Genomic DNA, 26,072 nt, shown 5'->3' with positions numbered 1-26,072 from the left:
AAGCCGGAACGAAGCGGCGTCGGCTTGAACGACTAGTTAGCGCCCGGCCCGGTTGGGACAGACGCCGCGAAAGACTTTCAGGTGCGAGGATGCCACGACGCGGCCGGAACGGCAGCAGCCCGCGAGGCCGGGACCGACGAGCGCGACAGGGGACGGCCAGCCGGGCCGCGCTGCGCCAGCAGGGCGGCAAACCGGTTCAGCGATGGCGAGGCGCGTGCCGCAACCGCCGAGATGCGGCCGGGCAGGGTGCCGCGCTGCAGGCGGTTGGGCTGTGCACTTTCCCCAGCGCGGCACGCTGCGTGAAGCCGGCGCACAGTCCGAGCACGCGCGACGTTGCACGGCAACGCGCTCGCGGCGGCGGCAACACCGCGCGGCGAACGACGAGGCGCCGGAACCAAGCGCCGAAAACTTACGCCCTCACTGCGGGCGCTAACACCAAGTAGGCCTCAAAAGGGGCCGTATGCACGGATGGTGGCAATAGGTCTGGAATGCGTCAACGGAAAAATCCTACGCCGCTTCAAGCGTTTAGCCGATGGAGCATCGCGGGTTGCCGCGTGATTCTGCGGGGATACCAGCATATGTGAGTGCGTAATGGATTACGCAATGAAAGCAGACCACGTAACAGATCGCCCGGTACGCCTGCTCGACCAGGTCCGCCGAGCTTGCCGCGTCCGGCACTACAGCGTCCGGACCGAGCAGGCCTATGTGTACTGGACCCGCAAGTTCGTGCTGGCCAGCGGAAAGCGCCACCCCAAGGCCTTGGGCGGGCCGGAGGTCACGGCCTTCCTGACGTCGCTGGCGACCGAGGGCAATGTCGCCGCCGGAACCCAGAACCAGGCGCTATCGGCGCTGCTGTTCCTCTACCAGCATGTCCTGGAACTCGAGCTGCCGTGGCTCGGGGACGTGGTGCGGGCCAAGCGACCCCGGCGGGTTCCGACCGTGCTGTCGCGGGCTGAGGTCGGCCGGCTCTTGGCGGCGCTGGAAGGACCTTGCTGGCTCATGGGCGCGATGCTCTACGGCACCGGCATGCGCCTCATGGAGTGCGTCCGCCTCCGGATCAAGGACGTGGACTTCGGCCGCCACGAGATCGTCGTCCGGGATGGCAAGGGCGGTAAGGACCGGCGGGTACCGTTGCCAAGAACACTGGAGGCCCACCTCAAGGAGAAGGTCGACCGGGTGCGCACCCTACACGCCGGGGACCTCGCCGTTGGCGTTGGTCGGGTCTGGCTCCCGCATGCGCTCGACCGCAAGTATCCGAACGCGGCAGCCGAGTTCGGCTGGCAGTACCTGTTCCCCGCGAAGGGGTACTCCCGGGACCCGCGGTCCGGGGAGCTTCGCCGGCACCACGTCAACGAAGGAATCCTCCAGCGAGCGGTCCGCAACGCCCGCAAGGCCGCGCTGATCGACAAGCCCGTCAGCTGCCATACGCTGCGGCACAGCTTTGCGACCCATCTGCTCGAGGCCGGGCACGACATCAGGACCGTGCAGGAGCTGCTCGGGCACAAGGACCTCAGCACGACGCAGATCTACACCCACGTGCTGGGCAGGGGCGCCAATGGCGTCCTAAGTCCGCTCGACGCGGCAGGCTGATGTCCGCTTCTGGCCGATAGCGGACATGGGGCAGGGCACATCCACGAGTCTGTAACCCGCACTGCTATCGGGTTCTGGGGTCGTGACAAATTTCAACTCGTGCGTACGCGCGGCCGCTGGCCGCGGAGCCTGATTCCCAAGGAGCAGGCGCCTAACGGGCCCGGGTGACACGCATGGGCGCTGGGATCTCCGCCGGAGACAGGCTTGGCCCGTTGCCCTCCCGTCTTACTACAGCGGAACATGCAGCCCTTGGTCCGGTCACTCGCCGCGTACTAGGCCTACCGGACGTCCACCGTCACGCTGACCTCCGCGGTGACGCAAAGACGGCCCTCTAAAGCGTCGACCCTCGGGTAAATGTTCGGAAGGAACGCGACGAACGCATCACGCAAGAGTCAAGGGGTCGACTGCCCAAAGTGACGTGCCAGCCAGCGCTCAGCACCTTCGATGTCCAGATGTAATGACGCGTAGCTCCGTCGCAAGAGGCTTGGGGACAGCAGGTGATCCCATTTCTCGCGCGTCAGATTGGCCGCGTCGTGAAGCAGCGTCTCGACTTCCGGAATCGGCAGCTTCGCAACGTCGCAAATCGTTTCGGTCAGCTCGCGAACTGAACGTTCCGCACGCTCGACTTCGACGCCGAGACGATTAGCGTATGACCTGACGTCTCGGGAGGTGAGCCAACGGGCGATGGCCTCGTTGACCGCATCGCCTTCCCACGTGACGAGTTGAACGTGAGCGCCCTGGTCGATGAGGACGGTCCGTTCGAGCCCCAAGGTCTTGAACCCCCCGCGCCCCTCCTCAAGGAAGCGGTTCGCCGTCGCGTCGAGGAACGGAATGGTGCCTACGCCTTGGTAAAGCTCACACATTGTCTGGCGCACGCGCGAATGGACCTGCCCGACGCCCCCACTGAACAGGGGGGGTGCCCCGCCACGAGCAGCCGCGACGTGAACGGTTTTGCTCGCGTCGTCCACCGACTCGACAAGCCACGTTCGCCCGCCAAAAAGGATCCGCTGGCCGGGACTCAGCATTTGGGCCACCGGCAACGTGCCCAAGGTTTTACCCTCCACCACGATGCGGAATTCTTCATCCGTGGCGAACGCTGCGTAGAAGCTGTAGTGATTCACCATACGATCGCCCAGCGGGCCGTGCAGGAGGGTTCCAGCGCTGTCCTGCACGAGCACATCGTGCTGGCCGAGGGTCCGTAGGAAGTCTGCGAATTCAGCCTTCGACATGCCCGCAAAGGGTGCGCCCGGTGCGCAGAGCGCGTAGTAGGCGCGGCCCGCCGTAAGCCCACCCGTCTGCGCGATCAGCGACACCAGCTGCTGTACGAGCGTGGAGTGATGCGCGCCGTGCGTGACCGGGGGCTCGAACCAGTTGGCAAGCAACAAGCTGATCGTGGCCGCCATCTGGACCGTGTCGATGCGAAGCCGCGTCGCTAGGTCCGAGTTCGAACCGAGCGCCTCTTCGATGACGAAGCCGCGCAGAATGGCCGGCTCGCCATCACGGCGGCCTGATCGGCCTAAGCGCTGGCGCAAGCTGGCGACCGAAGGCGGCGTCCCGATCTGCGCGACACTTTTGACGGCGCCGATATCAATGCCGAGTTCCAGCGTGCTGGTACAAATCGCGGTCGCAGGTTGTTCCCGCTGTTTGAGCGCCAGCTCGGTATCGTGCCGAATCTCCTTGGAGAGATTGCCGTGGTGTGGCCAGAACTCGTTCGGCACCTTGGCCGCAGCACACTGCTCGCGCAGCAGGTGCGTGTACCGCTCTACTTCCCGCCGGCTATTGGGGAATACGAGATTGCTTGAACCACGCAATGCGGCAAATAAGTGTTCGGCGATCGCTTTAGGCGCGACAGGGTCGGGCGGCTCTCCAGGCGTATCTGCGTCTTCCGAGGGCGCCATTGGTTCCTCAAATCCGCGGACCAAAACCCGCAGCTGTCCGCCGCCAGAGCGAGAGTCGATGATCTCGACCGGCTGATTGGCGCGCAGGAAGCGGGCAGCGAGCTGCATGTCGCCCAGCGTCGCTGACAGCCCGATTCGGGGCACGGGCCGCCCTAGCACCTCGTCGATGCGATGCAGCAGCGACTGCAGCTGCTTGCCACGCTCGGTGCCGATGAAGGCATGCAGCTCGTCAACCACTACAAACCGCGCGTCCCCGAAAATGCCCGCAACCCGCGACCCGCGGTTGCAAAAAAGCGCCTCCAGCGATTCAGGCGTGATCAGTAGAACTCCATGCGGTTCCTTGAAAAATTTCTGCTTGCGCGATGCCGTGACGTCGCCGTGCCATGGCCACACCGGGATTTCCAAGCGCTCACACAGACGTTCTAGACGCCCGAACTGGTCGTTGATCAACGCCTTCAGCGGGCTGATGTAGACAATGAGGCTCGGCTCAGGCCGCGCAAGCATAGACGTCAGGGCAGGGAGGAACGCCGCCTCGGTCTTGCCTGAAGCGGTGCTCGCTGCCAGCACCGCATCGCGATCACCCCTGAGGATCACAGGGATGGCGCGCTCCTGCACGTCGCGGAGCGCACCCCAGCCTTCCGACCACAGATACGCCTGAATGCGCGGATCAAGCTGAAGAAATGCCTGGGAGTCGGCCACGAGCTACAGCGAGAACGAAGCGAACTCGTCGTCAGTGTCGACCGGACGGTCGGCCTGCGCGCCGTCATCGACTTCCACACTCACCTCGCCGATAAGCGACTGCCACTGGGCAGTCGGGTTCTGATCGAGGACGGCGAGCAAATTGATGAACGATGTAATCGTCGTCCGGGGCGTTCGGAAAAAGGCGTCCCCGATGCGGTTCGCACAATGCTCCATGAAAGCAGCAATGGCGGGGTCGGGCAGCAGGTACCGGGCACTGTCGCCACCGGCATACACGTGCCGGATCTTGCCGAGCAGCAAGTAAAAGTCTTCAAGCGTTAGACTCGATAGCCGGAGTACCGGGCCGGTGAAATCAACGAGCGTGTCGCCTGCAAACGCATTCTGAGCAAGGCGGCTTTGAAGGGCGGTGTAACTGTAGACACCGCGCCGAGTGTCCATGAGGAACTCGGGAGTCCCACCCAGCACGAAGCCCAAACCCACAGCTGCGCCCTGCAGGCTGTCATTGAGCATGCGAAGAAGCTGCTCGTAATTAGAACTTCGTGCCTGCGCGTTGGAAAGCTTGTAAAGGTTTACCAACTCGTCCAGACACACGAAGAGGCCTGCGTACCCGGCCAACCTCGCGAACCGCGCCAGGAGCTTGAGCTGGTCATAGACCGAGGCATCGTCGACTATTGTGCGCACGCCCAGGGCAGCGCGCGCGTCGGTACGCGTGCTGAACTCACCGCGCAGCCAACGGATGGCGTCCGACTTGAGCTGCTCATTGCCTTCCTCCGCACCCCGGCAATAGCACGCAATGACGTCAGCGAAGTCATAACCGTTGACCAGCTCGGTCAACTGCTCGAGTCGAGACCGAATGACCGATTCCACCGTTTCACCACTCGACTTGGCGTCGGCCTTCGCGGTCGAGATGAACTTTTCAACGATCCCAGCAAGTGCTCCGCCCTCAGGCTTCGCACGTGTCGCTAGGCTGCGCATGAGCTCCGCGTAAAGCGAGCGCGCTTGGCCGCCTGAGGCATGCAGTCGTCGATCAGGGTTGAGATCGGCGTTCGCCACGACAAGCTTGCGCTCCATCGCGATCGATCGAATGAGGTTAAGAAAAAACGTCTTGCCCGCACCGTACTCGCCGATCACGAAGCGAAACGAGGATCCACCGTCGGCGACCCGATCGATGTCGGCGAGTAGTGCCTCGATCTCGCGGCTGCGCGCGACCTGAATGAGATGCTGTCCCGCTCTTGGCACCACGCCGGCTCGAAGCGACTGAATGACCGCATCGCGATCCTTGGGGCGGATAGGGCTGCTCATGCGGCCAATTTCTCCAGTAGCTCGGAATTGATGTCCACGGTTTGGTCGCCCTCGCAGAGTGGAACATCGAACGCGTCGAATGCGGCCTCGTTGATCTGCTCGAGCGCGCCGTCCAGCATCAGGTCCAGATCCGCCGCGGCATCCTCGAGTTCGGCTCGCGACCACTGTGCCCGGGATAGCAGCAAGCGCGCCAATGCGGTGTGCTGCTCGTCGAGTACCAGTGGCCACGGCGTGGCACCAGATGCAATCTGAACTTCCGGCTCTGGAGCGGGCGGGTCCTGAGTCGGAAGGGCGGGCTCTTCCACGAATATCTTCGAAAGTAGGGCCGAGACCTGCTCGGTATCGCGTTGCAGTGCCGCGATGCGGTCTCTGTCGAGCTGGAATCCCGTGGTCCGTGTTTTTCGAGCCTTCGCCGGTGTGCCGCTGGCGCCGGCGTGGACGTCGCTGAACACCCGTGCCGTGTCGACGCCAAGCACGCGATATGCCTTCTCGAGGAACTTCACCTCTTCGGGCACGACGACGCCGTCGCTCTGCACGAGCGTCGCCATCATGGTTGCGAGGGTCTCCTTCGCGTCCGTCGGCAGCGGCTCGAGCTTGCTGCGTAGAGCCGCGAGAGTGGGCGGTGCCGCGACCAGCAGCTGCAGATGGGCGCGCAGTCGTTCGCGCTCGAACGCCGCCAGATGTCTCCAGCCGTCGATCTCGCGCTGCAGATGCGCGATTTCCAGGGCGTGAAATTGGCCGTCGGCACAAGCGCAAGCCGCGGCGAGCTGTAGGGTGAGGACGGCCGTCTGGTAAGCCGCCGTAATCGTGTAGTGCTCCTCAGGCGCACTCTTGCGGAACACCACTACGGGATCTCGGCCAGCCGGTGCTCGGGCGCCGGTAAGGATGTTGGGCTCGAGACCTAGCCCGATATCGTCCAATGCCGTAGCGACCGCGCGTAGGCGTTCACGGGTGAGCGCCTGCGGCGAGGCGCCGAGTTCGCGGCCGAGCTCATCGACGCTTAGGGTGAGTGGTTCGGAGCCCATTCGTCCGGCGAGAGCTTCGAGCCGATCGCGCGTCGCTCTTGGCCACTGGGTCGGGGGCAGGAGAAGCGCCGCCTCGAGCGAGCCCTTGAGGGTGGGCTCCTTGCCCAGCAAGCGACTGTAGGCGGCCAGCTCCCCCGTGCATCGCTCGGCCAACTCTTGCAGCTTCTTCACGGGGGCCGTCAGGGCGGCCACGTCCGGGATCTCCCCGAACGTTAGGTCCACGGCTTGGCCGGCGAACCCCGGCGAGGCAGGGCGGTACTGTGCCTTCAGTTTGGTCTTGTTTTTCGGCAGGATCAGGCCTTTGCCGAAGGTCTCGCGGTAGCGCTCTGTCCACAATGACGCGAACTCGTCGGGGCAGCGCGTAGCGGGCGTCCGCAAGGACAGACCGGGAGCGTGGCGCAACCAGGCAAGAGCGAGTGACGCCGACAGCGGAGAACGGTCGAGTGCGGCTTGCCCCAGCGTAAGGCGCAGGCGAAAAGGAACTTCGTAGCTGGGGGCGAAGGCAGGCAGTGACTCGTCGTAGAGCCGGGTGTCCAAGCCTTGCAAGTCCACCCAGTTCAGCAAATCCGTCGCGTAGCGGCGGAACGAGTCGGAGGCGCCGCCGTAGATCGACAGCAATCGCCGGACCTCGCTCGCGATGACAGGCCACTCGGCCTTAGAAGTGTCGTCGCGGCTGGTGTCGAGGATGATGCGGCGTTCGAGCCCGTAGAAGTACAGAAATACGAAGCCGATGTCACACGCAGGATCCGAACGTCCCTGCGCGAGCCAGTTGAGGTACGCGCGGCGCTGCGTGGGCGAGATAGTGGCGAAGCTAGGCCAAAAGCTCATCCCGCCGTTTCGATAGCTGCCGACCGTCGCGATCGGCAGGTGTGCGCTGATCAGGCACGGATCCACAAGTCCGTTGATGGCATTGAGGCGCGCACCGACGTAAAGAAGGCCCCTTGGTATCGCAACGTCCGAGATCGTGACCGACTCACCGGCCGCGACCCAGCGCCCATCGCCGTAGCCGTCGGGCGGTGCCGCGATGGCATGGACGGCGGCAGGTGCGGCGTTAGAAGCCTCGGCAGTAAAAAACGCCTCGTCTGGGATTTCGGGAATCGGCTGAGAGGGAAGCGGCGGCGGAAGCGGAGTCGCCGCCGCGGTCGGCGGCGGGGTTGCCGCTCGCGCAAACTGTTCCCGTAACGCTTCGCTTCTCGCACGGGTCTCTTGGATGCCCAGGTCGCGCACACGACGCCACTGAGCATCGGCATGCTGCAGCCGCGGATCACCAACCTCACGGTCCGGAGCGGCCCGCTCGACGGGGGTAGGCAGCGCCTCAGTCGAAATCGCTGGTGCACCCGGCTGCACTTCGGGTCCTGCCGATGCAGGAGGCGCGTCGATTTCGATCGTGCGCGACCTGTCGCCCGCGGACTGCGTAACGACCGGCGCCTTCGCGCGTGGTGCGACAGACTTCGCCACCAACTCGGCGAGCGTAGGCTGCGGATCGGGCGGCCGCCGCGTGCGAGCGGTCTTCGACTCGGCATCCGCGACGAGCAGCTTCACGGCGACGTAGGCGACAGCCACGAGTGCCAACGTGATTCCAAGAAGAATCCAAACTTCTCGTGGAATCATCGCGATCACGACCAGCACGCCGATAATGAGCCAGAGGCCGCCTCCGCCTGACCGTCGCGCCACGATTCCCCCGTTCGCCTGCGTTTTGGACTCAACACCGTCCCGTTGCGAATAATATGACAGTCGGCGGTTCCCTCGACATTCTCGGGTCGCTTACCGTCTCGGGTTGAGTCAGCGGCCGGTGCCGTCCGCTCTAACGGGGGCGATCGAAAAGTCGGGGAGATTGGGGCAGAGCCCGACGACCGCGACAGCCGTCGTCAACTCCGTGACCGACACGTAGCGCTTGGGCCGCCGCCCAGTTATGCGGGCTCCGCGATCGCCTTCGTCGCGCCATCATGAGTCATGCCGTAGCGCTCGGGCAGCCGGACCGTACCGTGGCCAAGCCCGGGTTTCTTGTGCACGTGGATCTGGACACCGACACGCTCTTTCAGGGCTTCGACGTGGCTGATAATCCCGACCAGCTTGTTCTGGCCTCGGAGGCACTGCAACCCTTGCAGGGCGATTTCCAGGGCCTCCGGGTCCAATGTCCCGAAGCCTTCGTCGAGGAACAGGCAGTCGATTGAGGCCCGCCTGCTGACGAGTCCGGACATACCCAGCGCCAGAGCCAAGCTGACGAGGAAGCTTTCGCCGCCCGAGAGGGTCGACGTGGGTCTTACGACGTCGCACTGCCAGTGATCGGCCACCACCAGATTCAAAGTCTCGCCAGCACGCCGGAGGCTATATCGTCCTTGCTGCAGGTTCGCGAGGTGTTGATTGGCCAAGTGGACGAGCTGGTCGAGCGTCAGTCCCTGCGCGAACCTCACGAAGGCGTCGCCCTTGGCAGAGCCGATCAGAGCATTGAGATGGGACCAGTCCTCGTAAAGGCCGCGCGCCGTCTCCAAGGACGTTCGCACGGCGTCAAGCCGCGCGCGCCCCTCGTCATCCGTCGTACGCTGCTGCAGCAGTGTTCCGACCTGTTCGCGAGCGGCGGCATACTGCGCGTCCAGCGTTTCGCGCTGGGTGAGGAGGACCGCTTGGGGCTGGTCGGTGAGCGGTGATGCGATCAACCGCTGATGCGCCGATAAAGCCTTCTCGTGAACGACCCCACAGGTCTGAAGCGCCTGCTCCAAGCCTTGCAGGCGAGACTCCAGTGCTGCCCGCGCGTCGACATCCATCAGATGGGACTCGAGATGCTCAATCGAACTGAAAGGACTCGCATCAAGGGCAGCTTGAAGGACAAGGGCCGCCTGCTCGGCGGCGCGCTGGGCATCGCCGAGCCTGCCTCGGTCGCTGTCTCGCCGCGTGGCTAGCGTTTCTAAACGCCCGCATGCCGTGTCGTAAGCCGAGCGTGCGGTAGGGTAGTCGGGCAGGTCATCGGCACTCTCAGCCAACGGCTTCCAGCCACCGCGGCTCCACCGCTCCTCGCTTTCTCGATCCTGTCCGTGCGCTTCGCCCAGGGCATCTTCATATCGAGGCAGATTGGCGTCGAGCTGGCGATACCGATCGCTCATTGCCCTGTAGTCGGCCCATGTGGCTTCACGTTCGGCTAGCCACCCATTCACGTCTGGAGGCAGGCCTTGGAGGCCCGTCGCAGTCAAAAAACGTGAGACCGCGGCGCCATGGTCACTGAGCGCTCGCTCTGTAGCCTGCGTGAGGTCAAGGCACCGCGCCTGAGCAGCCTCGAACGCACTTTCGGCGGTAACGGTGGCCAGCTGCAAAGGTGTGTCGGCACGAATGAGCTCGTCCCACTCCCGTTGCAGCTGCGCACTTCTTTTATCCGCGGCGTGAGCTTCCGCTGCGGTGCGCTCGGCTTTCACTGCCGCGGCCTCAGCATCACCCAGCACCTCAATGTCGAGCATCCCCGAAGGGAGATTCTCCGACGAGCAGGCTTCTGCCAATTTAGCGCCGTCTGCCTGCAAGGCCCGTTGCTCGGCCTCATAGCGCGCAGCCAGCGCCGAATGTACTTGTGTGAGCCGCAAGAGTTCTGAAGCCTGCTCCGAACGCACTTGCCGCGCTTCCCGCACCGCAATCGCGGCTGAATTGGCTTCACGTTCGGCGTCGTCGACATCGCGGGCCGAATAGTCGTCGATTGCAGGATGCACCGTCGAGCCGCAAAGCAGGCAGGGGTCGCCCGGCAACATCTGTTCGCGAAGGTCTTCAAGACTGGCGATTCGAACGTTCAGCTGATAAATCTGCTGCTTGTCAGCGGCCGTTGCCTCAAGCTCTGCGACGCGCTGCTCAGCTGCTGCCACCCCGTGGACCTGCTGCTCCAACCGCAGTTTGAGATCTGCGACCTCGGCGGCGCGCTGCTGGATTCCGGCGCCCCGGTCCCGTAGTGCAGACGCGTGCGCGAACAACGCAGTCAGCCGTTCGGACCGACCCCGGGCCGTTGTGGCCGCCTCGTCGAGGGCGGTGAGCTCCGAGCCGCCAAGTAATCCGGCGAGAGTTTCATTTGCGTGGGCAGAGGCGATGCGCGCTGCTTCGATCCTGAGGGCATGTTCGGTTTGCGCGCGTCGCTTTTCGGTCAGCACGTCTTGCGAGCGTTGGACCTCCGCTTGACACTCCCGCGCCAAGCGCTGAGTGTCCGCATGCGCCGAATGCTGCGACAGAACCGACTCCCACTGGGCTCGCCAAGTTCCCAGCGCCTCGCCGAGTGCCTCCCCCAACGGCTGGCGCTGCATCTTGGCCTGTAGCTCGGCCATGTGGATTTTCGTGTGGCGAACGACCGCTGTCCCCTTTTCAACGCGCGCCTTGGCGCTCCGCAGGGCGACCCATGCAGCGCGCTTCATCTCGTCTTGCGACCGCGAAATCTCGCCTTCCAGCTCCTTCAACGTGCTCTCGAGCGACTCGACCGAGGTCCTGGCTTGGCGCACCGCCACGAGCTGAGGGCGAAGCTGCTCGGCGTCTCGAGCCGAATTAAGGCGGAGTCGCTCGGCCGCGGATTCGTCGTACTGTTCCTGCGCTTGCGCCAACGCGGTCTTGGCTTCGGTAACCGCCAGCGCCGCCGTTTCTAGCTTCCTCACCCACTCAAGAGCTTGTGTGGTGGTGTGAACGCGCTCTAGTAAACCGTCTGCTTGGGCTTGGGAAGTCTGGATGCTCTCCTCGAGCTGAGCGCGTGCAGGTGTGTCGAGCACGCGGAGCTCGCCTGCCTGCGCCTCGATACGGTCGATCTCCTGGCGGGTGGCTCGCGCCTGGTCAAATACATCCTTAGAGATTGCCCGATAAACCTCCGTGCCCGTCATGCTTTCGAGGAGTTCAGCGCGGTCGTCTTCTTTCGCGTTGAGAAATTCCGAGAAGCGGTTTTGGGCGAGGAGGACGGATCGACAGAATCGGTTGAAATCCAGTCCGCTGATTCGCTCTATCTCCGCGAGTTTCTCGCGAATGCTCGACGCGATAATGCGACCGTCTACATGGGCCAATTCGACCTCGGCATTTTGCAACCGCCCGTCTCGGGCGTTGCGCGCGCGCCGTTGGCTCCAACGGGCGCGGTAGCCATCACCCCGGCATTCAAATTCGACCTCCGCGGAGCACTCGGTCTCGAACTCGGTCATGAGCGGGTTTGTAGCCTGCGAAAGCTGGCTATGCCGCGGCGTCTGGTGGAAGAGCGCGAGGCAGATCGCGTCAAGCAGCGTCGACTTCCCAGCGCCTGTCGGCCCCAAGATCGCGAAGAGTCCTTCATTGAAAACGGGGTCGCGAAAATCGATGTAGCACTCACCTCGGAGCGAGTTGAGATTGAGCAACCGGACCGAAAGAATCTTCATTCCGCAGTATCCGCGTGGATTCGCGCGACGGACTCGCTAAAAAGCTCACGCAAGCGGTCGATCCGCTCAGGGGGAATAGCGTCCGACTTCTGTGTGAGAAGCCTTTCGAACACGTCATGAGGGGTCACCTCAACTAACGTAACCGGCGCGGGGGCGATGGATGTCTGCTCAACGCTGGAAGTCGCGCGACGGACGCGTACGACGTCCAAGGGCAGGCCTGCCGCCATGTCCTCGACCTGGCGCACTAGATCGGGCAAGTAGTCGCTGTCGCTCACAGTAACCTCCGCCCACGCCGGTAGCGAATGATTGAATGCGAGGGCATGCATGCGAAGTCGGTCAGGCAGCTCAGCGAGTGTCCCAACCACGCGCAACATCGGCTGGAACACCGGCACTTCGATTGGTTCGATGGTCCGTCCAGTTCCGGAGAATTCCACCAGCAATACCTGCTTCCGCTGGTCGAGCTCGTCAAAGCTAAGAGCCAGTGGGGAGCCGCAGTAGCGGACATGGTCTATGCCGCCGACGTTCTGCGGTCGGTGGATGTGTCCCAGCGCGATGTAGTCGGCGGGCGGCAGTTGATTTGCCGGGAAGCAATTTAGGTTACCGACGTAGATTTCCTGCACTGATTCGCTCGACGTGGCGCCTACAGTAGTCAGGTGCCCGGTTGCAATGATCGGCAGCGAGGCGTCGAGCTCGTCGCGGCGGAGCAGGGCTGCGGCGTAAATCGCGGCATAGTGCTCGGCGATGCCCTGCATCACGCCAATCCGGCGCTCCTCGATCGATTGTCCCGCCCAACTCCGGACGACGTTTCGCTGGTGCAGAAAGGGCACCCCACAGAGAATCGCGCCCGGCCGCCCGTCGCGCCTGGCGAGCACGTGGATTTGCTGGTCGGGCGCCTGAGTCGATTCTGGAATGACCAGAACGGGCAGACTGCTCAGCAGCCCGTGCGTCTCGCGGAGCATTGAAGGCGAATCGTGATTGCCGCCCAGGACCACCAGCTGCGCCCCCGTGGCCACCATGCCGGCGCAGAAGTCGTAGTACTGACGGCGCGCAAAGCTCGGTGGGGCGCTAACGTCGAAGATGTCGCCGGCGACGATTAAGACGTCCGCTGCGAAGGCTTCGACTTGGGCAACCAGCCAAGTCAACAAGGCCTCGTGGGCAGCCTCCATCGATCGCCCATAGAGGTTTTTACCGATATGGAGGTCTGAGGTGTGCAGAATCCGCATTTGCCGGCCTACTAGCAGTGTCCGGCAACGATAAAGTGCGCCGTTCGCAGTGGTCCGTGCGATGGCTAGATGGACCTGGCGATGGGGCGCCGCGACGCCGCAGCGCCACATGCTTGCTGCACTACCGCAGCCCAAACCTGCCGAGGGAGGTCGTCCAACGGACCAGTCCCCGATGCTAATGCCAGCTCAACGGTCGTTTTTTTGGACGCTAACCGGACGTGACCTGGGCGGTGGGCAGCACCGCACCCCTGAAGGGGCGCGTGCGACTAGAAGCGCCAGACAAGTTGAAAGGTTAAGAGGCTAAAAACGGGCGACTATGTTCTCGCGTTATGGAAAGCGCGGCTCCCGTTTCGCTGCTATTTCTCTTGGTCTTCGAGAAGCCGCGCAGCCGGGTTGTCCTGCAAGCCGCCGGCTTGGAAGTAGCCGATCACGCTACTGACGGATCGATGTTCCGTCATGGCCATCAGGGCGGGCAGGGCGACACCCTGGCGACCCCCCTCCGTTACAAAGCCGGACCGGAGGCTATGGCCAGCGAAATCCCCTTCAAGGCCGGCGCGCGCTGCACGCCTCTGCACGATATCGGCGATGGCTGCAGGCGATAGTCCCGGGCCTACGCCTTTGCCATTCCAAATGCGACGGAAAATGCGCCCGTCAGACAAACCGCTAGTGGTAATCCACACTTCAAGGGCGTCTGCAGCGACGCCGAAGATCGGTTTGTCTGGCGTTGAGTTCGCTTTCGGGCCTGCCTGTTGGGTTTTGCTGTACTCGAGGCGATACACGTACTGGCGATCTGCCACCTTTCGAAGAGCGCCAAATTCGGCGGCAGCCACCTCACTGCGACGTCGCCCGCCACTCGCGAAAGCGAAGTAGAGCAGGGCGCGGTCCCGGATGCCTTCCAGGCTTTGGTCACATGTTGCGATCAGCGCGTCGAGTTCGCGCTTGGTGATAGCAGTCTTCTTTGTCGGTCGATCGCCGCGCTTGTTGGCCGCTCGGCGAGCTCGCGCAAGCAGATGCCGGACAGCTGGCTGCTCGCAAGGGTTTACGACCTTGCGCAGCTGATGGGCTTTAGACAGGACCGCGACTCGGTGCACGACTGTAGAAAGCTTCAGGGCGCCGGGCCTCTGCTTCAACCGGGCTTCGACCAGTTGGCGATCGAGCTCCGCTGGAAGTTCGAACTTCATGCCGGACATGGAACGCCGCGCGATGTGGTCAACGATGAATTGGACGGCCGCGACTTCAGGGACCGGCAGTTCAATCGGGCGCCCGTAGCGCCCTTGGAACCATGCTGCCCAATAACGCAGTGCGCTCGCGTAGCTTCGTGTGGTGTTGGCGGACGCGGCTTCCTCAAGGATTTCGCGCACTGCGTCCTGCGCCGACGCGGCGAGCTGATCGGGCAGCAGATCCCGAATGCTGGCCAGCGGCATGAGGGACGTGGATGAGGACATATGTAGTATGTAGTCTTTACTACGATAGGGCAGTTCAACCCACGATAAGCATCCCTTATCGCGGGTAGGTTTTCTGCAGAGTAGGGCGCCCGACGAGGAGACGCAAATGGCTCGTGGCATCACCCAATCCGACGTCGATCGCGCCGCGGATGCTCTGCTCGCGCAGGGCGAACGCCCCACCGTCGACCGGATCCGCCAGTTCCTGGGCACCGGCTCGCCGAATACGGTCACGCGCCTGCTGGATGTCTGGTGGAAGGCGCTCGGCGGCCGGCTCGCTGTCTCGGCGGAGAAGGTCGCCATGCCGGAGGCCCCGGCGTCGGTGGCGGCGCTGGCATCGCAGTTCTGGGAGCAGGCGCTGGCCGAATCGCGCGAGCAGGCGTCGGCCGCCCTGGAGGACGAGCGTACCGCGCTGGCGGCGGCCCGGCTCGAGGCCGACGCGCTCGTCGCCGCCGCCCGTCAGGCCTCCGAGGCCTCGGAGGCCCGTGCCACCGAAGCAGCGGCCGCGCTCCTGACAGCCCATCAGCGGCTTGAGGACCGGCAGCAGCTCCTGGACCAGCAATCGGCCCAGATCGTCGACCTGACGGTCCAACGCGACCAAGCCCTGCTGCGCGTCCAGCAGCTCGAAGCCGATGGCATTGAGTTGCGCCAGCGCTTCGAGGCCCTGCAGCACGAGGCCGAGGTCATCCGCGTCGCCCAATCCGCGCACCTGCGCGCCGTCGAAGATCGCGCGCACGCCGAGGTCGACCGCGCCCGCCAGGAGGCGCGCGAGCGCGAGAAGGCGCTGCACGCCGCGGAAAAAGCCCACTTGGCCCGCCTGCGGGAACTGGAGGGCGAACTCGCGCAGAGCCGGACGCTTACGGCCGATGCGAACCGCGGCTTGGCGGCGGAGCAAGGCCGCCGAGAAACGCTGGAGCAACAGCTGGCCGAGGTCCATCGGCGCCTCGACGGCGCATTGCAGGCCGCTCCGCGTGCATTCCGGTTGGGGGCGCCGCGTCGGCCGGCGGTCGCCCCGCGTCGCCCCCGAACACGCTGATGCGGGGCCCCGGCATCTAAGTAATACTGATCACCGTGACCACGGTGACCGACCTCCGACGCCTCAAAGAACGCGCGCTCGCGGATCCGGCCCGGGAGGTCGATTACCTGCGCGCGCTGCTCGACGCCACGCTTTACGCGCATGCGCCGGTCTCGGACGACTCCGGGAAGCTGCATTTTTTGATGTTCACGCGACCCGACGGCTTGAACGTCATCCCGTTGTTTACGGAGCTCGCACAGGCGCAGGACGCTGCTCGCAACGCAGCACGCGTCATTCCCGTTCAAGGGCGGCAGATGCTCGAGGCCACCCGCGGCGCGACCCTCATGCTCGACCCTAACGATGTGGGGATGACGCTTTACCCCGAGGAGGTGGCCACCCTCCTGGACGCGGGCGAAGCCGCCATCGCCCCCGCCTCCGCCGACGGTCCCGATCTCGAGCTGCAGGCGCCGGACCCCGGGGATGCGTGGCTGATGGACGTCATCGCCAAGGCCGTCGAACCGATCGCAGCGGTGATGCGACTCCATTTGGCCGCCGCTCGCCCAAAAGGCAGCACCGGCGAGGCCGACCGCCTGCTCGTGATCGCCGCGGTCCCGCCCGCTTGGGGGGAACGCGCCAGCCGCGCGATCGCGACCGCGATCTTCAAGAGCGGCCGGCCACCGCGGTTGGCCGTAGACCTCGCGACCTATGAACCTGGAGATGCCCTCGCGGCCTCGATGGACCAGGGCCTGCGGGTGGCGTGGTCCCGAGAGTTGCGATCGTCTGCAGCCTCGTGCGGTGGATGAGCTGCCGCCCCAGGACGACCCCGCCGAGCGCCTTCGTCGCGAGTACGAGGGACGCTTGAGCATGCTGCGTGCGCCCGGCGCGAGCGCACGCCTGAATGGTGCTTTTCGCCGGCCCGTGCGCTTGCGCGGACTCCATGCGGGGGCGCAGCACGACGTCCACGTCGATGCAGGCGCCGTGCTCGCCAAAGCGGCTCGGCACACCGCCCGATGGCTGGGTCTAAATCCGAGGCTATTGGCGGTCGTGACGGGACTGCCCGGGCAGGCCGACGTCACGCCCGAGCTCGATAGCGAGGCGTGGGCGCGGTGTTTGGCGCTCGTGCGGCTGGGCGGGCGTTTGGAATCCAAGCTGGGGCGCCGCGGCACGGTGCGTGCCTGGCTGACGGGCCGCCACCTTCAGCTGAAGCCGACGCCGCTCGACGTGTTGGCGCAGCCGGAGGGCCTCGCGGCGCTGCATGACTATCTCGACGCGTTCGAGCGCTAGCCCGAGTGGCCCGTTTGCTCGTGTTCTTCCATCCGCAGGCAGTTTGCGACGTCCGGGCCCGAGCGGACGCGGATCACGTTGGCGGCAGCCAGGTCCATAAGGCGACATGGCTGATCGAGGCGCTGGAGCCTTACCTGCCGCACCTCGACCTCGTGATCAGTCGGCCGGGTGGGGGCCGTCAGAGTCGTAGCGAGCCTGGCCTTCCGCTTCCCCAGGGTTGCAGGAGCGCGTCGTGGACGCCATTGGCGTTCACCCAACACCTCGCGAGCTGAGCAGGCACGAAGAGCTCCACTATCGGCTCGCCAGAACCTACGTTCTGTCAACCCCCCCCCTCATGGGTGGCACTGGATCGCAATCGCGACGGCTGGCCCGAATCAACGTGGCCGTACGTCGTGGAATGCCGTGCTGCCGACAGTGCGAAGGTAAGTGAGAGGCTCCGTTGGGCGCTGGAGCGATTCGACTGGTCTGAGCTCTGGTGGGGCGACGGGGAAGCGCCGCCGATCGCCCGGCGGACTCTGGCGCGATCGCCGATGTGCCTCTGGTGCGTCCCGCGCCGCCAGTGGTCAAGCCTGCTGGGCCGCTCCGCAACCGAGTTCTAGGCCCGCCCTGAGTTGCTCCCAACGATCCACGCGGGTGCAGCACTTCGGGCCGACCGTGGCGCGCTCGCGCCGCACTGGGTGCACCTGCCGAAGCGAGTGCTGGGCATGCGACGACCGTTCGAGGTCATTGGACGAGGGCCGGGCGAGCATGGTGCGCGTGCTCGAGCTTATATGGGCTCAACTGCCGCCCTCTGGCTGAGCCTCACTGACATGTTGGCGGGCGACCAGGCCTTGCAGCAGCCAACGCGCGATATACAGCGCCTGTGGGTCGCCCATGGCGGCGGCGTCAACTGCGTCGTGGAGGGTTCGCGTGTACTCGTCCATGAGCGGCATCCAGAGTCAGTGGGCCGCGAGCACGAAGGCTGCGGCCATGCAGAATCCCGCGCTGACAAGCACCAGCACGAGCAGTAGGGAGCGGTGAGCGGGGTCGTCCGATTTCATCGACCAAGAATGGTCGGTGCCGGCGGCCAATGGCATCGGACCACCCGACAATTGGCTGTAGGACTTGTCTGAACCGAATCGCTTGCAGCACGGACACCGCCGCGTGCAGCCCGGATCGGCACTAGGCTCAAACGGTTGTGCGGCGCCAGTCAGGAAGCCATTTGCGCAAAGTTGGGAACAGAGTCGCCGAGCGGCGGGTAGATAGGCAAATCACAACATTACGCACCGAGAACTACCAACTTCAGACATCGGTGCTGCCATCAGGCCAGCAAGGGGGTCGGTCGATCATGGCCGCTTCCTTGCAGCAGCCGTGCCGCGTCGCACCGACCCATGCGACGGCCTGACATAATAGGCATTATGCGAAGTTGCAGATAACTTAGCGACGGCTCGACTTGCGGGTCCAGACCGTTGGTACCGCTTGTTGCTTGCCCTCTGCTCGTCGACCTGCTGCTCTCGACTGCGGCTGCCATTGCGGTCCCGGCGCTGGCGATCCGCCGAGGCTCTACCGTTCGTAACGCAGGTGGCCCGGCACGACGGCGTGCGGCTTCAGGCGTCCGGCGGCATCCGCTGGCAGACCTCGCGGTACAGCCGCACGATCCGGTCGGCGAGACGGTCGCGGTCGGGCGCGCTCATGCGCTGCAGCGCCTCGCGCACGGAATCGGCGCCATAGGCGATGTCGGCGAGCAGTTCCTCGCAGCGGAACCAGAGGTTGTCCGGGAGGCTTTCCGGGCCGTCCAGTCGCTCGAGCTCGGCATGGGCGGCGGCGATGCGGCCGATCAGTTCGCCTTCGCGGCACAGCTCGCGGACGGCGGATTCGATGATGGCGTGGGCGACGGTCGGCATGGCGTGGTGGAAATCGGGCGGCCAAAACGAAGCCGCCGGCGCGGGGCCGGCGGCTTCGAGCGGATCAGACCGCCGCGTCCTTGAGCTTCTTCAGCGGACGGGCCTTGAGCTTGACGGACGCCGGCTTCGCGGCGAACCACTGCTCTTCCTTGGTGAACGGGTTGATGCCCTTGCGCTTCGGCTTGGCCGGGACGTCGACCTTGGTGACCTTCAGCATGCCGGGGAACGTAAAGGTGCCGCAGCCCTTCTTGTGCAGCGAGCCGTGCGCGGCTTCCTCGAGGGCGCCCAGGACGGCGCGCACGTCGCGCGGCGCCAGTTCGGTGCGCTCGGAGATGTAGTTGACCAGGCCGCTCTTGCCCAGGGGCTCGGCCACAGGCTTGATCTTGGAGGCACCGCTCGCTTTCTTCGTCGCCATGGTTTGCAGGTTCCGGGTGGAAGGAATGCGCGTTATCGCGCGACAGCGGCCCGCTTGCAAGGGGTTTCGGTCGATTCGCCCCGGAAATCAGGGTGTTTCGACGTCCGCACCCTGCCCCGGCACGTTTCCGGGTGTCTTGTCCAGCGGCAGCCGCGGCACGCCGTAGCGGTCGAGCAGCGCGGAAATCTCGGGGGCGTGGCGCGCCAGCGCGTCGTCGAGCTCGCGGCGCAGCGCACGGTCTTCGCGACGCACGCCCATCGAGATGTCGAACACCATCGGCTCGCCCGCGTCGAGCCACGGCGTCACCGGCGTCAGGTGCAGCGGCGTGCGCACGTCCTTCGCGAAATAACCCGCGGTCGGGCCCCAGACCAGGGCGACGTCCACGTCGCCGCGCGCGACGGCGTCGAGGATCGGCCGCTGCGGCGTGGCATCGACGTAATCGCCGTACACCGTGTAGCCGCGGACGTTCGCATACAGGCCGCGCCGCGCGAGCGCATGCGCGGGCGGCGTGTTGGCGCCGTCGTCGCCGATGAGCTGCACGCCGATCCGGGCGTCGCGCAGGCGCGCATCGTCGAGCGACGTCAGCGTCGCCCACGGCGTGCCCTCGCGCGCGACGAGCACGTAGCTCGACCGGTAATAGGGTCGCGTCGTCGACAGCATCTCGATGCCGCTCGCCACGCCGGCGACGATGTCGCAGTCCCCCGAGCCGATGGTGTTGCGCACGTTGCCGCGACGCTGCGCCCACCACGTGTAGCGCACCTCCGCGCCGAGGTCGCGTGCGAGCAGTCGCACCAGTTCGTTCTCGAAGCCGCTGCCGTCCTCCTTCGAGAACGGCAGGTTGTTGGGATCGGCGCACACGCGCAGTTCGCGTGCCGGAGCGCCCGTCGCGACCGCGGCGAGCAGGAGCAGGCTCAGGGCCCGACGACGACGCCCCATGGCTTGCCTCCCGTCTTGATGGTGGTGAGCGCGCGGCCGGTCTGCAGATCGATCACCGTAACGTCGCCCGAAAGCCCATTCGCCGCGTAGAGGCGATGACCGTCCTTCGACAGGGCGATGCCCCAGACGCGCTGGCCGGCCGGCAGGTAGCGGAGGATCCGACCGTCGCGCGCATCGACTTCCCCTACCCCATTGCCGCGACCCAGCGCGACGTACAGGCGGTCGGTGCCGGCCGCGTAGGCCATGCCGACGGCCTGCACCGTGTCCGGTGCGTCGCGGTCGTGGTCGAAGTCGACCACGCGCACGGGCTTGCGCGTGCGCATGTCGAACTGCGTCGCGGTGCCGCGCATCTCGGAGGTCACCCAGAGCCAACGGCCGTCGGGCGTGAACAGCGCATCGCGCGGCCGCGTGCCGACCATCACGTCCTCGACCGACTTCATCGTCGCCGCGTCGATGAAGTGCGCGAGGCTCGCGGTCTCGGACGTCGCGATCACCCATCGGCCGTCGGGGCTGACGGTGACGCCTTCCGGCTCGGCGCCGACGCCGGTGGACGCCACTACGCGGCGCGCGGCGACGTCGATCGCGGATACGCGTGCGTCGTCCTCGTTCGCTACATACAGGCGCTTCCCGTCCGGGCTCAACGCGAAGCGCTCGGGATCGGTGCCGGACGGCAGGTGGTCGACGACGCGTCGCGTGGCGAGGTCGACGACGTCGATGCGGTCGTTGCCGCTGACGGCGACGAGCAGGCGGCGCCCGCCCTCGGTGAGCACCAGCCCGCGCGGGCGGCGGCCGACGGCGATCGTCGAGTGCGACCAGTTCGAGGCGTCGATCACGTGCACGACGTCGCCCTGCTCGTCGGAGACGTAGATCGCCTCCGCGTGCGACGGTGCCGAGAGGCCGAGCGCCACCAGGACCAGTGCAATGGTCGCCATCGGCCGCCCGGGCGTATCGACGAGTCCGCGCGCCAGCAGCGCGACGCCGGCCGCCGCGTGCACGAGCCCGCCCGGCACCCACATGAGCACGCCGGCGAGTTGCTGGTCTTCCGCCGGACTGAGGCCGAAGGCATCGAGCCCGAGCGCCGCATAGCCCGCGTACCACGGGCTTTCGGAGAAGGCCATGAGCGCACCGAGCGCGCCGCTGGCCGTGGCCGTGAAGAACAGGCAGCCCACGACGAGGCCGCGGCCGCGCCGGGGCCCATGCAGCATCGCCCACCAGAAGAGCAGTGCCGTGCCGAGGAACGAGACGTGCTGGGCGACGTGCCAGCCGGATTGCGCGAGCGCGCGGTCGAAGGCGGGCGGCGCGTGCCAGCCCCAGAGCGCGGCCATCTGCAACAGGCTGGCGGCGACCGGCGCGGTCAGCACGCGCCACGGCCCGTTGACCGCGGGCGAGCGCCCGATGCCGGCCACCGCCGCGCGCCAGTGCGGCGGCATCGCCCACAGGTACACGCCGAGCGGCCGGGACAGTGCGAGGAGCGGCGCCGCCACCAGCATCAGCAGCTCGTGTTCGAGCATGTGTGCGGCGAAGGAGCGTTCGCCGGCTTCGTGCAGCGGCGAGACGACCGCGGCGGCGAGCACCAGCCAGCCCGACAGGTAGGCGATCGCCCCGCCGCGCCACGCGGGCGTGCTGCTGCGACGCGCGAGTCGCACGAGGCCTGCCAGATACACGGCCAGGCTGACCGCCAGCGGCACCACGACCCAGGCGTCGAACGTCCACCCGGGCCCGCCGTGCCCTGCCCCGTCGCCATGCGCGGCGGCCAGGCCCGGCACCACCGCCAGCGCGGCGGCGATGGTCGCTTTCAGGGTGCGCATGCGGGGACGAGCATCGTCGCGGCGGTCTGCCAGACGAGGCCGACCAGCATCAGCGCGGCGAGCATGATCGCCACGTGCGCGATGAAGCGGCGCGTCTGGTCATGCGCGCGTTCGCGGTCGCCGCCGCGCGTCGATGCCCAGGAGATCCACGTGCCGACGGCGATCAGCAGCGCCCCGGGAATGCCCACGGCGAGCCCGGCATTCGACCCGCCGAGCCGGCAGTCGAACCGCAGCATGTCGCTCAGCAACTGATGGTGCACGCCGTACGCGACCATGCCCGCGATCAATGCGGCCCAGGGCGCGAGCTTCGAGCCGTGGAGACGGTTCACAGCCATCGCGGTGTCCAGTAGACGACGAGGTAGAGCACGATCCAGCTGCCGACGATGAAGTGCCAGTACATCGCGTTGTCGGCGGTGTCGGAGAACTTGCGACCGTCGAACTTCTTGAACCAGGCGATGGCGGCGAGGACGATCGAGTCGTAGACGTCGGTGAGCGTATGCACCGTGTGCAGCACGAGGATCGCCCAGACGATCGAGCCGTAGGCGCTGCGCTGCCACAGCACGTTCAACGCCTGGAACTCGAGCCAGCGCACTACCAGCATCGCCAGCCCGAGCAGGATGACCAGCGCCAGCGCGATGCGGACGCCGCGCAGGTCGAGTGCCTTCGCGGCCCGCCCGGCCCAGATGTTCGGGATCTCGCTGACGAGCGACAGCACGAGGAACACCGTCGACCACAGCAGCGGCGGCGCGGGTGCGGTCGGCGGCCAGACGTTCTCGTTCGGCAGCAGGAAGTAGTAGGCGCCGATGGCGAGCACGAAGCCCATGCCTTCGATCAGCATGAAGCCGGTCACCGCCCACCAGCTGAGCGTGGTGGCGCCGAAGCCGTAATCCTTCAGCGCGCGGACGTCGAGCACGGGTCGCGTGGTGCGCATCAGCTGTCGGACTCCAGGCTGCGTTCGGACTTCTTCGGCCAGAACCAGGCGGTGAGCGTGATCGCGACCGGGATCGACCCCCAGACCACGCCCCATTCCTCGAACACGGTCCAGATGAACAACCCCGTCAGCGCGATCGCCGCGAGCAGCGGCCAGATGCTGGCCTCGGGCATGCCCCAGCGATGCGACGGCACGGCATCCACCGGCGAGGTCAGCAGCACCTCGCGGCGGTCGTTGCGCACGCCGGAGACGACGGGAAGCTCCAGCGCCGGCGTGCCCTCCTCGTCCGCCCACAGCGGGTGCCGGTTCACGACGACGGGAATCTCGGCGAAGTTGTAGCTCGGCGGCGGCGACGGCGTCGCCCAGACGAGGTCCGACGCGCCCCACGGATCGTCCGGCGCGCGTTCGCCGCGCAGCAGCGACTTCAGCGCATTGATGACGAACAGCAGCACGCTGATCGCGACGAGGTACGAGCCCAGCGTCGAGACCAGGTTGGGCACGTCCCAGCCCAGACCGGGGAGGTAGGTGTAGACGCGGCGCGGCATGCCGAGCATCCCGAGGTAGTGCATCGGGAAGAACGTCACGTTGAAGCCGATGAACAGCAGCCAGAACTGCACCTTGCCCAGGCGCTCGTCCATCATCCGCCCCGTCATCTTCGGGAACCAGAACACGATCGCGCCGAGCAGCGGGAACACGGCGCCGCCGATCAGCACGTAATGCAGGTGCGCGACGACGAAGAACGTGTCGTGCAGCTGCAGGTCGAGCGGGACGGACGCCACCATGACGCCGGTGAGGCCGCCCAGGACGAACAGCGCGAAGAAGCCCATGACGTACAGCATCGGCACTTTGAGGACCGGCCGGCCGGTGGCGATGGTGACGATCCACGCGAAGATCTGGATGCCGCTGGGCACCGCAATGAGCATGCTGGCCGCGGTGTAGAAGCTGTTGCCCATCGCGGGCAGGCCCGCGGCGAACATGTGGTGCACCCACAGGCCGAAGGCGAGGAAGCCCGTCGCCACGAGCGAAAGCACCATCGCGGGGTACGCGAACACCGGCCGGCGGCAGAACGGCTCGACGATCGCCGAGATCATCCCGAGCGCCGGCATGAAGATGATGTAGACCTCGGGATGCCCGAAGAACCAGAACAGGTGCTGCCAGAGCAGCGGGTCGCCACCCTCGGCGGGGTTGTAGAACTGCGTGCCGATGAGGCGGTCGGTGATGAGGAACGTGCTGCCGAGCATCACCGAGGGCATCGCGAAGATCACCATCAGGCTGGTGATGAACATCGCCCAGACGAACAACGGCATGCGTGCGAGCGTCATGCCCGGGGCGCGCATGGTCATCACCGTGGCGACGATCTCGACGGCGATGGACAGCGCCGCGACTTCGGTGAACGTCACCATCTGTGCCCAGAAATCCGTGCGCTTGCCGGGCGAGAACTGCGAATCCGACAGCGGCGTGTAGGCCGTCCAGCCGGCGTCCGGCCCGATGTCGAGCAGGAAGCAGGCGAAGATCATGATCCCGCCGAACAGGTACATCCAGTAGCTGAAGGCATTGAGCCGGGGGAACGAGATCGTGCGCGTGCCGACCATCAACGGGATGATGTAGACGGCGACCGCTTCCATCACCGGCACCGCGAACAGGAACATCATCGCGGTGCCGTGCAGCGAGAACACCTGGTTGTAGCGGTCGGGGCCGAGCACGCCGTTCTCGGGGAACATCAGCTGCGTGCGGATCATCAGCGCCAGCACGCCGGCCATCGCGAAGAACACGAAGGCCGTGACGATGTAGCGGCGCGCGACGCGCTTGGGGTCGACCGTGGTCAGCCAGCCGACCAGCCCGGGCCGGTCGTTCCAGGTGCGCTCGAGCTCGGCGATGGTTCCCGCGTCGACCGCCATCACTTCAGCTCCATGAGGTAGTCCACCAGGTCGCTCACGTCCTGCGGGGTCAGCGGCACCGCCGGCATGTTGTTGCCGGGCTTGGCGTGCTGCGGGTCGGTGATCCACGCGGCCATGTTTCCGCGGTTGGTCGCGAGCGTGCCTGCGGCGATGCTGCGACGGCTGGCGACGTGCGTCAGGTCCGGACCGACGCGACTGCCCGTCGGGGTGCCGGTGATGCGGTGGCAGACGCCGCAGGCGGCGCGGGTGTAGATCGCCTGGCCGCGCAGCGCGGATGGCGTGGTCGGCTGCACGGCGGGTTGGGTCTGGTGCGCGCGCCACGCATCGAACGCCGCGGGCTCGTCGACCTGCACGTCCATCGCCATGTGCGCGTGCTGGAGGCCGCAGAACTCGGCGCACTGGCCACGGAAATACCCCGTCGCCCGCGGGGTCAGGAAGATCGCGTTGGTGCGCCCCGGCACGAGGTCGTGCTTGCCGCTCAGCGCCGGCACCCAGAAGCTGTGGATCACGTCCGCCGACTGCAGCTCGACATGCACCGTCTTGCCGCGCGGCAGGTGCAGCTCGTTCGCGGTGGTGAAGACCCGCGTGCCGTCGGGGTCGAGGTATTCGACGTCCCACCACCACTGCTTGCCGGTGACGCGCACGGCCACGTCTGCGCGACCGTCGCGGATGCGGCGGTCGGCGAGGTAACTCGCGCCGACGAGCCACGACAGCAGTCCGACCACGAGCACCGTCCACGCCATCAACGCGATGGACAGCGACCGGTCGGCGCGCGTGCCTTCCCGTGCGAGCTGGCGCCGACGGCGCAGGATCGAGTAACCGAGCGCGACGAGCACCAGCACGTACATCGCGCCGCAGATGCCGATCATCAGGTTCCAGACGCCCGCGATCGTCGCGGACTGGTCGCCGGCCGCCGCGAGCGGCGCCTGCACGCCGCTGCATCCGGCGAGCGCGAGCGGCACCGCGACGGATGCGACCCAGCCTGCGACGCGACGCCGACGCCTCATTGGCCCAGAACCCCCATCGCAGGTTCGTTGCCGCCCTTCGGCGGCTGCTTCGACATCTGCGTGGGCGGCGGCGGGCCGAGCATGGAGTCCGTGCGGCTCGGCGCGACGTCCTTGCGGACGTTGCCCGACATCGACAGCACGTAGGCGGCGAGCTGCCAGGCCTGCTGGTCGGTCATCTTCCCGCGCCAGCTCGGCATCCCGTTCGGCCGGCCCTGCAGGATCGTGTCGTGGATCTGGTCGATGCGGCCGCCGTAGCGCCACTCGTCGTCCATCAGCGCCGGGCCCATGCCGCCACCGCCGTTCGCGTGGCAGCCGTTGCAGTTGAACCACTTGTAGAGGCGCCCGCCCTGCGAGACGTGGAAGGC

20 protein-coding genes are annotated in these 26,072 nt (G+C 66.2%); 4 read left to right on the top strand and 16 right to left on the bottom strand.

The features are described 5' to 3' along the window. Positions 1 to 591: 591 nt before the first annotated feature. Complete coding sequence (locus tag ACY35P_RS10495) at positions 592 to 1,590, top strand: integron integrase (RefSeq protein ID WP_462115780.1); 999 nt, start codon at positions 592 to 594, stop codon at positions 1,588 to 1,590. Between the two features lie 392 nt (positions 1,591 to 1,982). Here the strand turns inward: ACY35P_RS10495 and ACY35P_RS10490 are convergent, their stop codons facing one another. From ACY35P_RS10490 to ACY35P_RS10465, 6 genes are all read right to left on the bottom strand, one after another. Continuing rightward, on the bottom strand, positions 1,983 to 4,187 hold the full coding sequence (locus ACY35P_RS10490; protein WP_462115779.1) for a DEAD/DEAH box helicase: 2,205 nt from the start codon (positions 4,185 to 4,187) through the stop codon (positions 1,983 to 1,985). 3 nt (positions 4,188 to 4,190) lie between these two features. Then, positions 4,191 to 5,489 (bottom strand): ATP-binding protein, encoded by a 1,299-nt coding sequence (locus ACY35P_RS10485; RefSeq protein ID WP_462115778.1) that lies wholly within the window; start codon positions 5,487 to 5,489, stop codon positions 4,191 to 4,193. Further along, the gene (locus tag ACY35P_RS10480) at positions 5,486 to 8,125 is read right to left on the bottom strand and encodes a tellurite resistance TerB family protein (RefSeq protein ID WP_462115781.1); all 2,640 of its coding nucleotides are present in this window, start codon (positions 8,123 to 8,125) and stop codon (positions 5,486 to 5,488) included. Before ACY35P_RS10480 ends, ACY35P_RS10485 begins: the two co-directional genes overlap by 4 nt. A 299-nt stretch (positions 8,126 to 8,424) precedes the next feature. Next, positions 8,425 to 11,865 carry an AAA family ATPase gene (locus ACY35P_RS10475; protein WP_462115777.1) on the bottom strand — a complete coding sequence of 1,147 codons (3,441 nt, stop codon included), beginning with the start codon at positions 11,863 to 11,865 and terminating at the stop codon, positions 8,425 to 8,427. After that, positions 11,862 to 13,088: an exonuclease subunit SbcD gene (gene sbcD / locus ACY35P_RS10470; protein ID WP_462115776.1), complete on the bottom strand. Its 1,227-nt coding sequence runs from the start codon at positions 13,086 to 13,088 to the stop codon at positions 11,862 to 11,864. The genes ACY35P_RS10475 and sbcD overlap by 4 nt, the downstream gene beginning before the upstream one ends. A 356-nt stretch (positions 13,089 to 13,444) precedes the next feature. Beyond that, a complete protein-coding gene (locus tag ACY35P_RS10465) occupies positions 13,445 to 14,512 on the bottom strand; it encodes a site-specific integrase (protein WP_462115775.1) in 1,068 nt (355 codons plus the stop codon). 127 nt (positions 14,513 to 14,639) lie between these two features. Between ACY35P_RS10465 and ACY35P_RS10460 the strand changes: the two genes are divergently transcribed. Genes ACY35P_RS10460 through ACY35P_RS10450 form a run of 3 tightly spaced genes read left to right on the top strand, consistent with a single transcriptional unit; the run spans position 14,640 to position 16,829 of the window. Next, a complete protein-coding gene (locus tag ACY35P_RS10460) occupies positions 14,640 to 15,566 on the top strand; it encodes a DNA-binding protein (protein WP_462115774.1) in 927 nt (308 codons plus the stop codon). A gap of 35 nt (positions 15,567 to 15,601) precedes the next feature. After that, positions 15,602 to 16,348: an SseB family protein gene (locus ACY35P_RS10455; protein ID WP_462115773.1), complete on the top strand. Its 747-nt coding sequence runs from the start codon at positions 15,602 to 15,604 to the stop codon at positions 16,346 to 16,348. Then, positions 16,341 to 16,829 carry a hypothetical protein gene (locus ACY35P_RS10450; protein ID WP_462115772.1) on the top strand — a complete coding sequence of 163 codons (489 nt, stop codon included), beginning with the start codon at positions 16,341 to 16,343 and terminating at the stop codon, positions 16,827 to 16,829. Before ACY35P_RS10455 ends, ACY35P_RS10450 begins: the two co-directional genes overlap by 8 nt. 776 nt (positions 16,830 to 17,605) lie before the next feature. Here ACY35P_RS10450 and ACY35P_RS10445 read toward each other — a convergent pair. From ACY35P_RS10445 to ACY35P_RS10400, 10 genes are all read right to left on the bottom strand, one after another. Next, positions 17,606 to 17,752: a hypothetical protein gene (locus tag ACY35P_RS10445; protein ID WP_462115771.1), complete on the bottom strand. Its 147-nt coding sequence runs from the start codon at positions 17,750 to 17,752 to the stop codon at positions 17,606 to 17,608. Positions 17,753 to 18,415: 663 nt separating this feature from the next. Then, complete coding sequence (locus ACY35P_RS10440; protein WP_462115770.1) at positions 18,416 to 18,712, bottom strand: hypothetical protein; 297 nt, start codon at positions 18,710 to 18,712, stop codon at positions 18,416 to 18,418. A 64-nt stretch (positions 18,713 to 18,776) separates the two neighbouring features. Then, positions 18,777 to 19,127, bottom strand: a complete 351-nt coding sequence (locus tag ACY35P_RS10435; protein ID WP_462115769.1) for an HU family DNA-binding protein — start codon at positions 19,125 to 19,127, stop codon at positions 18,777 to 18,779. Positions 19,128 to 19,214: 87 nt separating this feature from the next. Then, a complete protein-coding gene (locus tag ACY35P_RS10430; RefSeq protein ID WP_462115768.1) occupies positions 19,215 to 20,063 on the bottom strand; it encodes a substrate-binding domain-containing protein in 849 nt (282 codons plus the stop codon). Then, a complete protein-coding gene (locus ACY35P_RS10425) occupies positions 20,039 to 21,871 on the bottom strand; it encodes a PQQ-dependent catabolism-associated beta-propeller protein (protein WP_462115767.1) in 1,833 nt (610 codons plus the stop codon). The genes ACY35P_RS10430 and ACY35P_RS10425 overlap by 25 nt, the downstream gene beginning before the upstream one ends. After that, positions 21,859 to 22,206, bottom strand: a complete 348-nt coding sequence (locus tag ACY35P_RS10420; protein ID WP_462115766.1) for a hypothetical protein — start codon at positions 22,204 to 22,206, stop codon at positions 21,859 to 21,861. The genes ACY35P_RS10425 and ACY35P_RS10420 overlap by 13 nt, the downstream gene beginning before the upstream one ends. Beyond that, positions 22,197 to 22,802 carry a cytochrome c oxidase subunit 3 gene (locus ACY35P_RS10415; RefSeq protein WP_462115765.1) on the bottom strand — a complete coding sequence of 202 codons (606 nt, stop codon included), beginning with the start codon at positions 22,800 to 22,802 and terminating at the stop codon, positions 22,197 to 22,199. Before ACY35P_RS10415 ends, ACY35P_RS10420 begins: the two co-directional genes overlap by 10 nt. Beyond that, positions 22,802 to 24,700, bottom strand: a complete 1,899-nt coding sequence (gene ctaD, locus ACY35P_RS10410; protein ID WP_462115764.1) for a cytochrome c oxidase subunit I — start codon at positions 24,698 to 24,700, stop codon at positions 22,802 to 22,804. Before ctaD ends, ACY35P_RS10415 begins: the two co-directional genes overlap by 1 nt. Next, entirely contained in the window at positions 24,700 to 25,707 is a 1,008-nt protein-coding gene (coxB, locus tag ACY35P_RS10405) for a cytochrome c oxidase subunit II (protein WP_462115763.1), read from the bottom strand. The genes ctaD and coxB overlap by 1 nt, the downstream gene beginning before the upstream one ends. Next, on the bottom strand, positions 25,704 to 26,072 hold a 369-nt coding region (locus ACY35P_RS10400), incomplete at its 5' end, for a c-type cytochrome (protein ID WP_462115762.1). The genes ACY35P_RS10400 and coxB, both read right to left, overlap by 4 nt.

This window comes from Lysobacter xanthus (assembly GCF_047159895.1).
Note: the sequence above shows the minus strand (reverse complement) of the source record. Positions and strands in the feature narration are given on the sequence as shown.

Coding starts and splice junctions, on each gene's coding strand:
- ACY35P_RS10415 (WP_462115765.1), bottom strand. CDS start 22,802: ATGCGCACCACGCGACCCGTGCTCGACGTCCGCGCGCTGAAGGATTAC.
- ACY35P_RS10495 (WP_462115780.1), top strand. CDS start 592: ATGGATTACGCAATGAAAGCAGACCACGTAACAGATCGCCCGGTACGC.
- ACY35P_RS10485 (WP_462115778.1), bottom strand. CDS start 5,489: ATGAGCAGCCCTATCCGCCCCAAGGATCGCGATGCGGTCATTCAGTCG.
- ACY35P_RS10475 (WP_462115777.1), bottom strand. CDS start 11,865: ATGAAGATTCTTTCGGTCCGGTTGCTCAATCTCAACTCGCTCCGAGGT.
- ACY35P_RS10430 (WP_462115768.1), bottom strand. CDS start 20,063: ATGGGGCGTCGTCGTCGGGCCCTGAGCCTGCTCCTGCTCGCCGCGGTC.
- ACY35P_RS10435 (WP_462115769.1), bottom strand. CDS start 19,127: ATGGCGACGAAGAAAGCGAGCGGTGCCTCCAAGATCAAGCCTGTGGCC.
- ACY35P_RS10465 (WP_462115775.1), bottom strand. CDS start 14,512: ATGCCGCTGGCCAGCATTCGGGATCTGCTGCCCGATCAGCTCGCCGCG.
- sbcD (WP_462115776.1), bottom strand. CDS start 13,088: ATGCGGATTCTGCACACCTCAGACCTCCATATCGGTAAAAACCTCTAT.
- ACY35P_RS10440 (WP_462115770.1), bottom strand. CDS start 18,712: ATGCCGACCGTCGCCCACGCCATCATCGAATCCGCCGTCCGCGAGCTG.
- ACY35P_RS10460 (WP_462115774.1), top strand. CDS start 14,640: ATGGCTCGTGGCATCACCCAATCCGACGTCGATCGCGCCGCGGATGCT.
- ACY35P_RS10420 (WP_462115766.1), bottom strand. CDS start 22,206: ATGGCTGTGAACCGTCTCCACGGCTCGAAGCTCGCGCCCTGGGCCGCA.
- ACY35P_RS10480 (WP_462115781.1), bottom strand. CDS start 8,125: ATGATTCCACGAGAAGTTTGGATTCTTCTTGGAATCACGTTGGCACTC.
- coxB (WP_462115763.1), bottom strand. CDS start 25,707: ATGAGGCGTCGGCGTCGCGTCGCAGGCTGGGTCGCATCCGTCGCGGTG.
- ACY35P_RS10445 (WP_462115771.1), bottom strand. CDS start 17,752: ATGGACGAGTACACGCGAACCCTCCACGACGCAGTTGACGCCGCCGCC.
- ACY35P_RS10425 (WP_462115767.1), bottom strand. CDS start 21,871: ATGCGCACCCTGAAAGCGACCATCGCCGCCGCGCTGGCGGTGGTGCCG.
- ctaD (WP_462115764.1), bottom strand. CDS start 24,700: ATGGCGGTCGACGCGGGAACCATCGCCGAGCTCGAGCGCACCTGGAAC.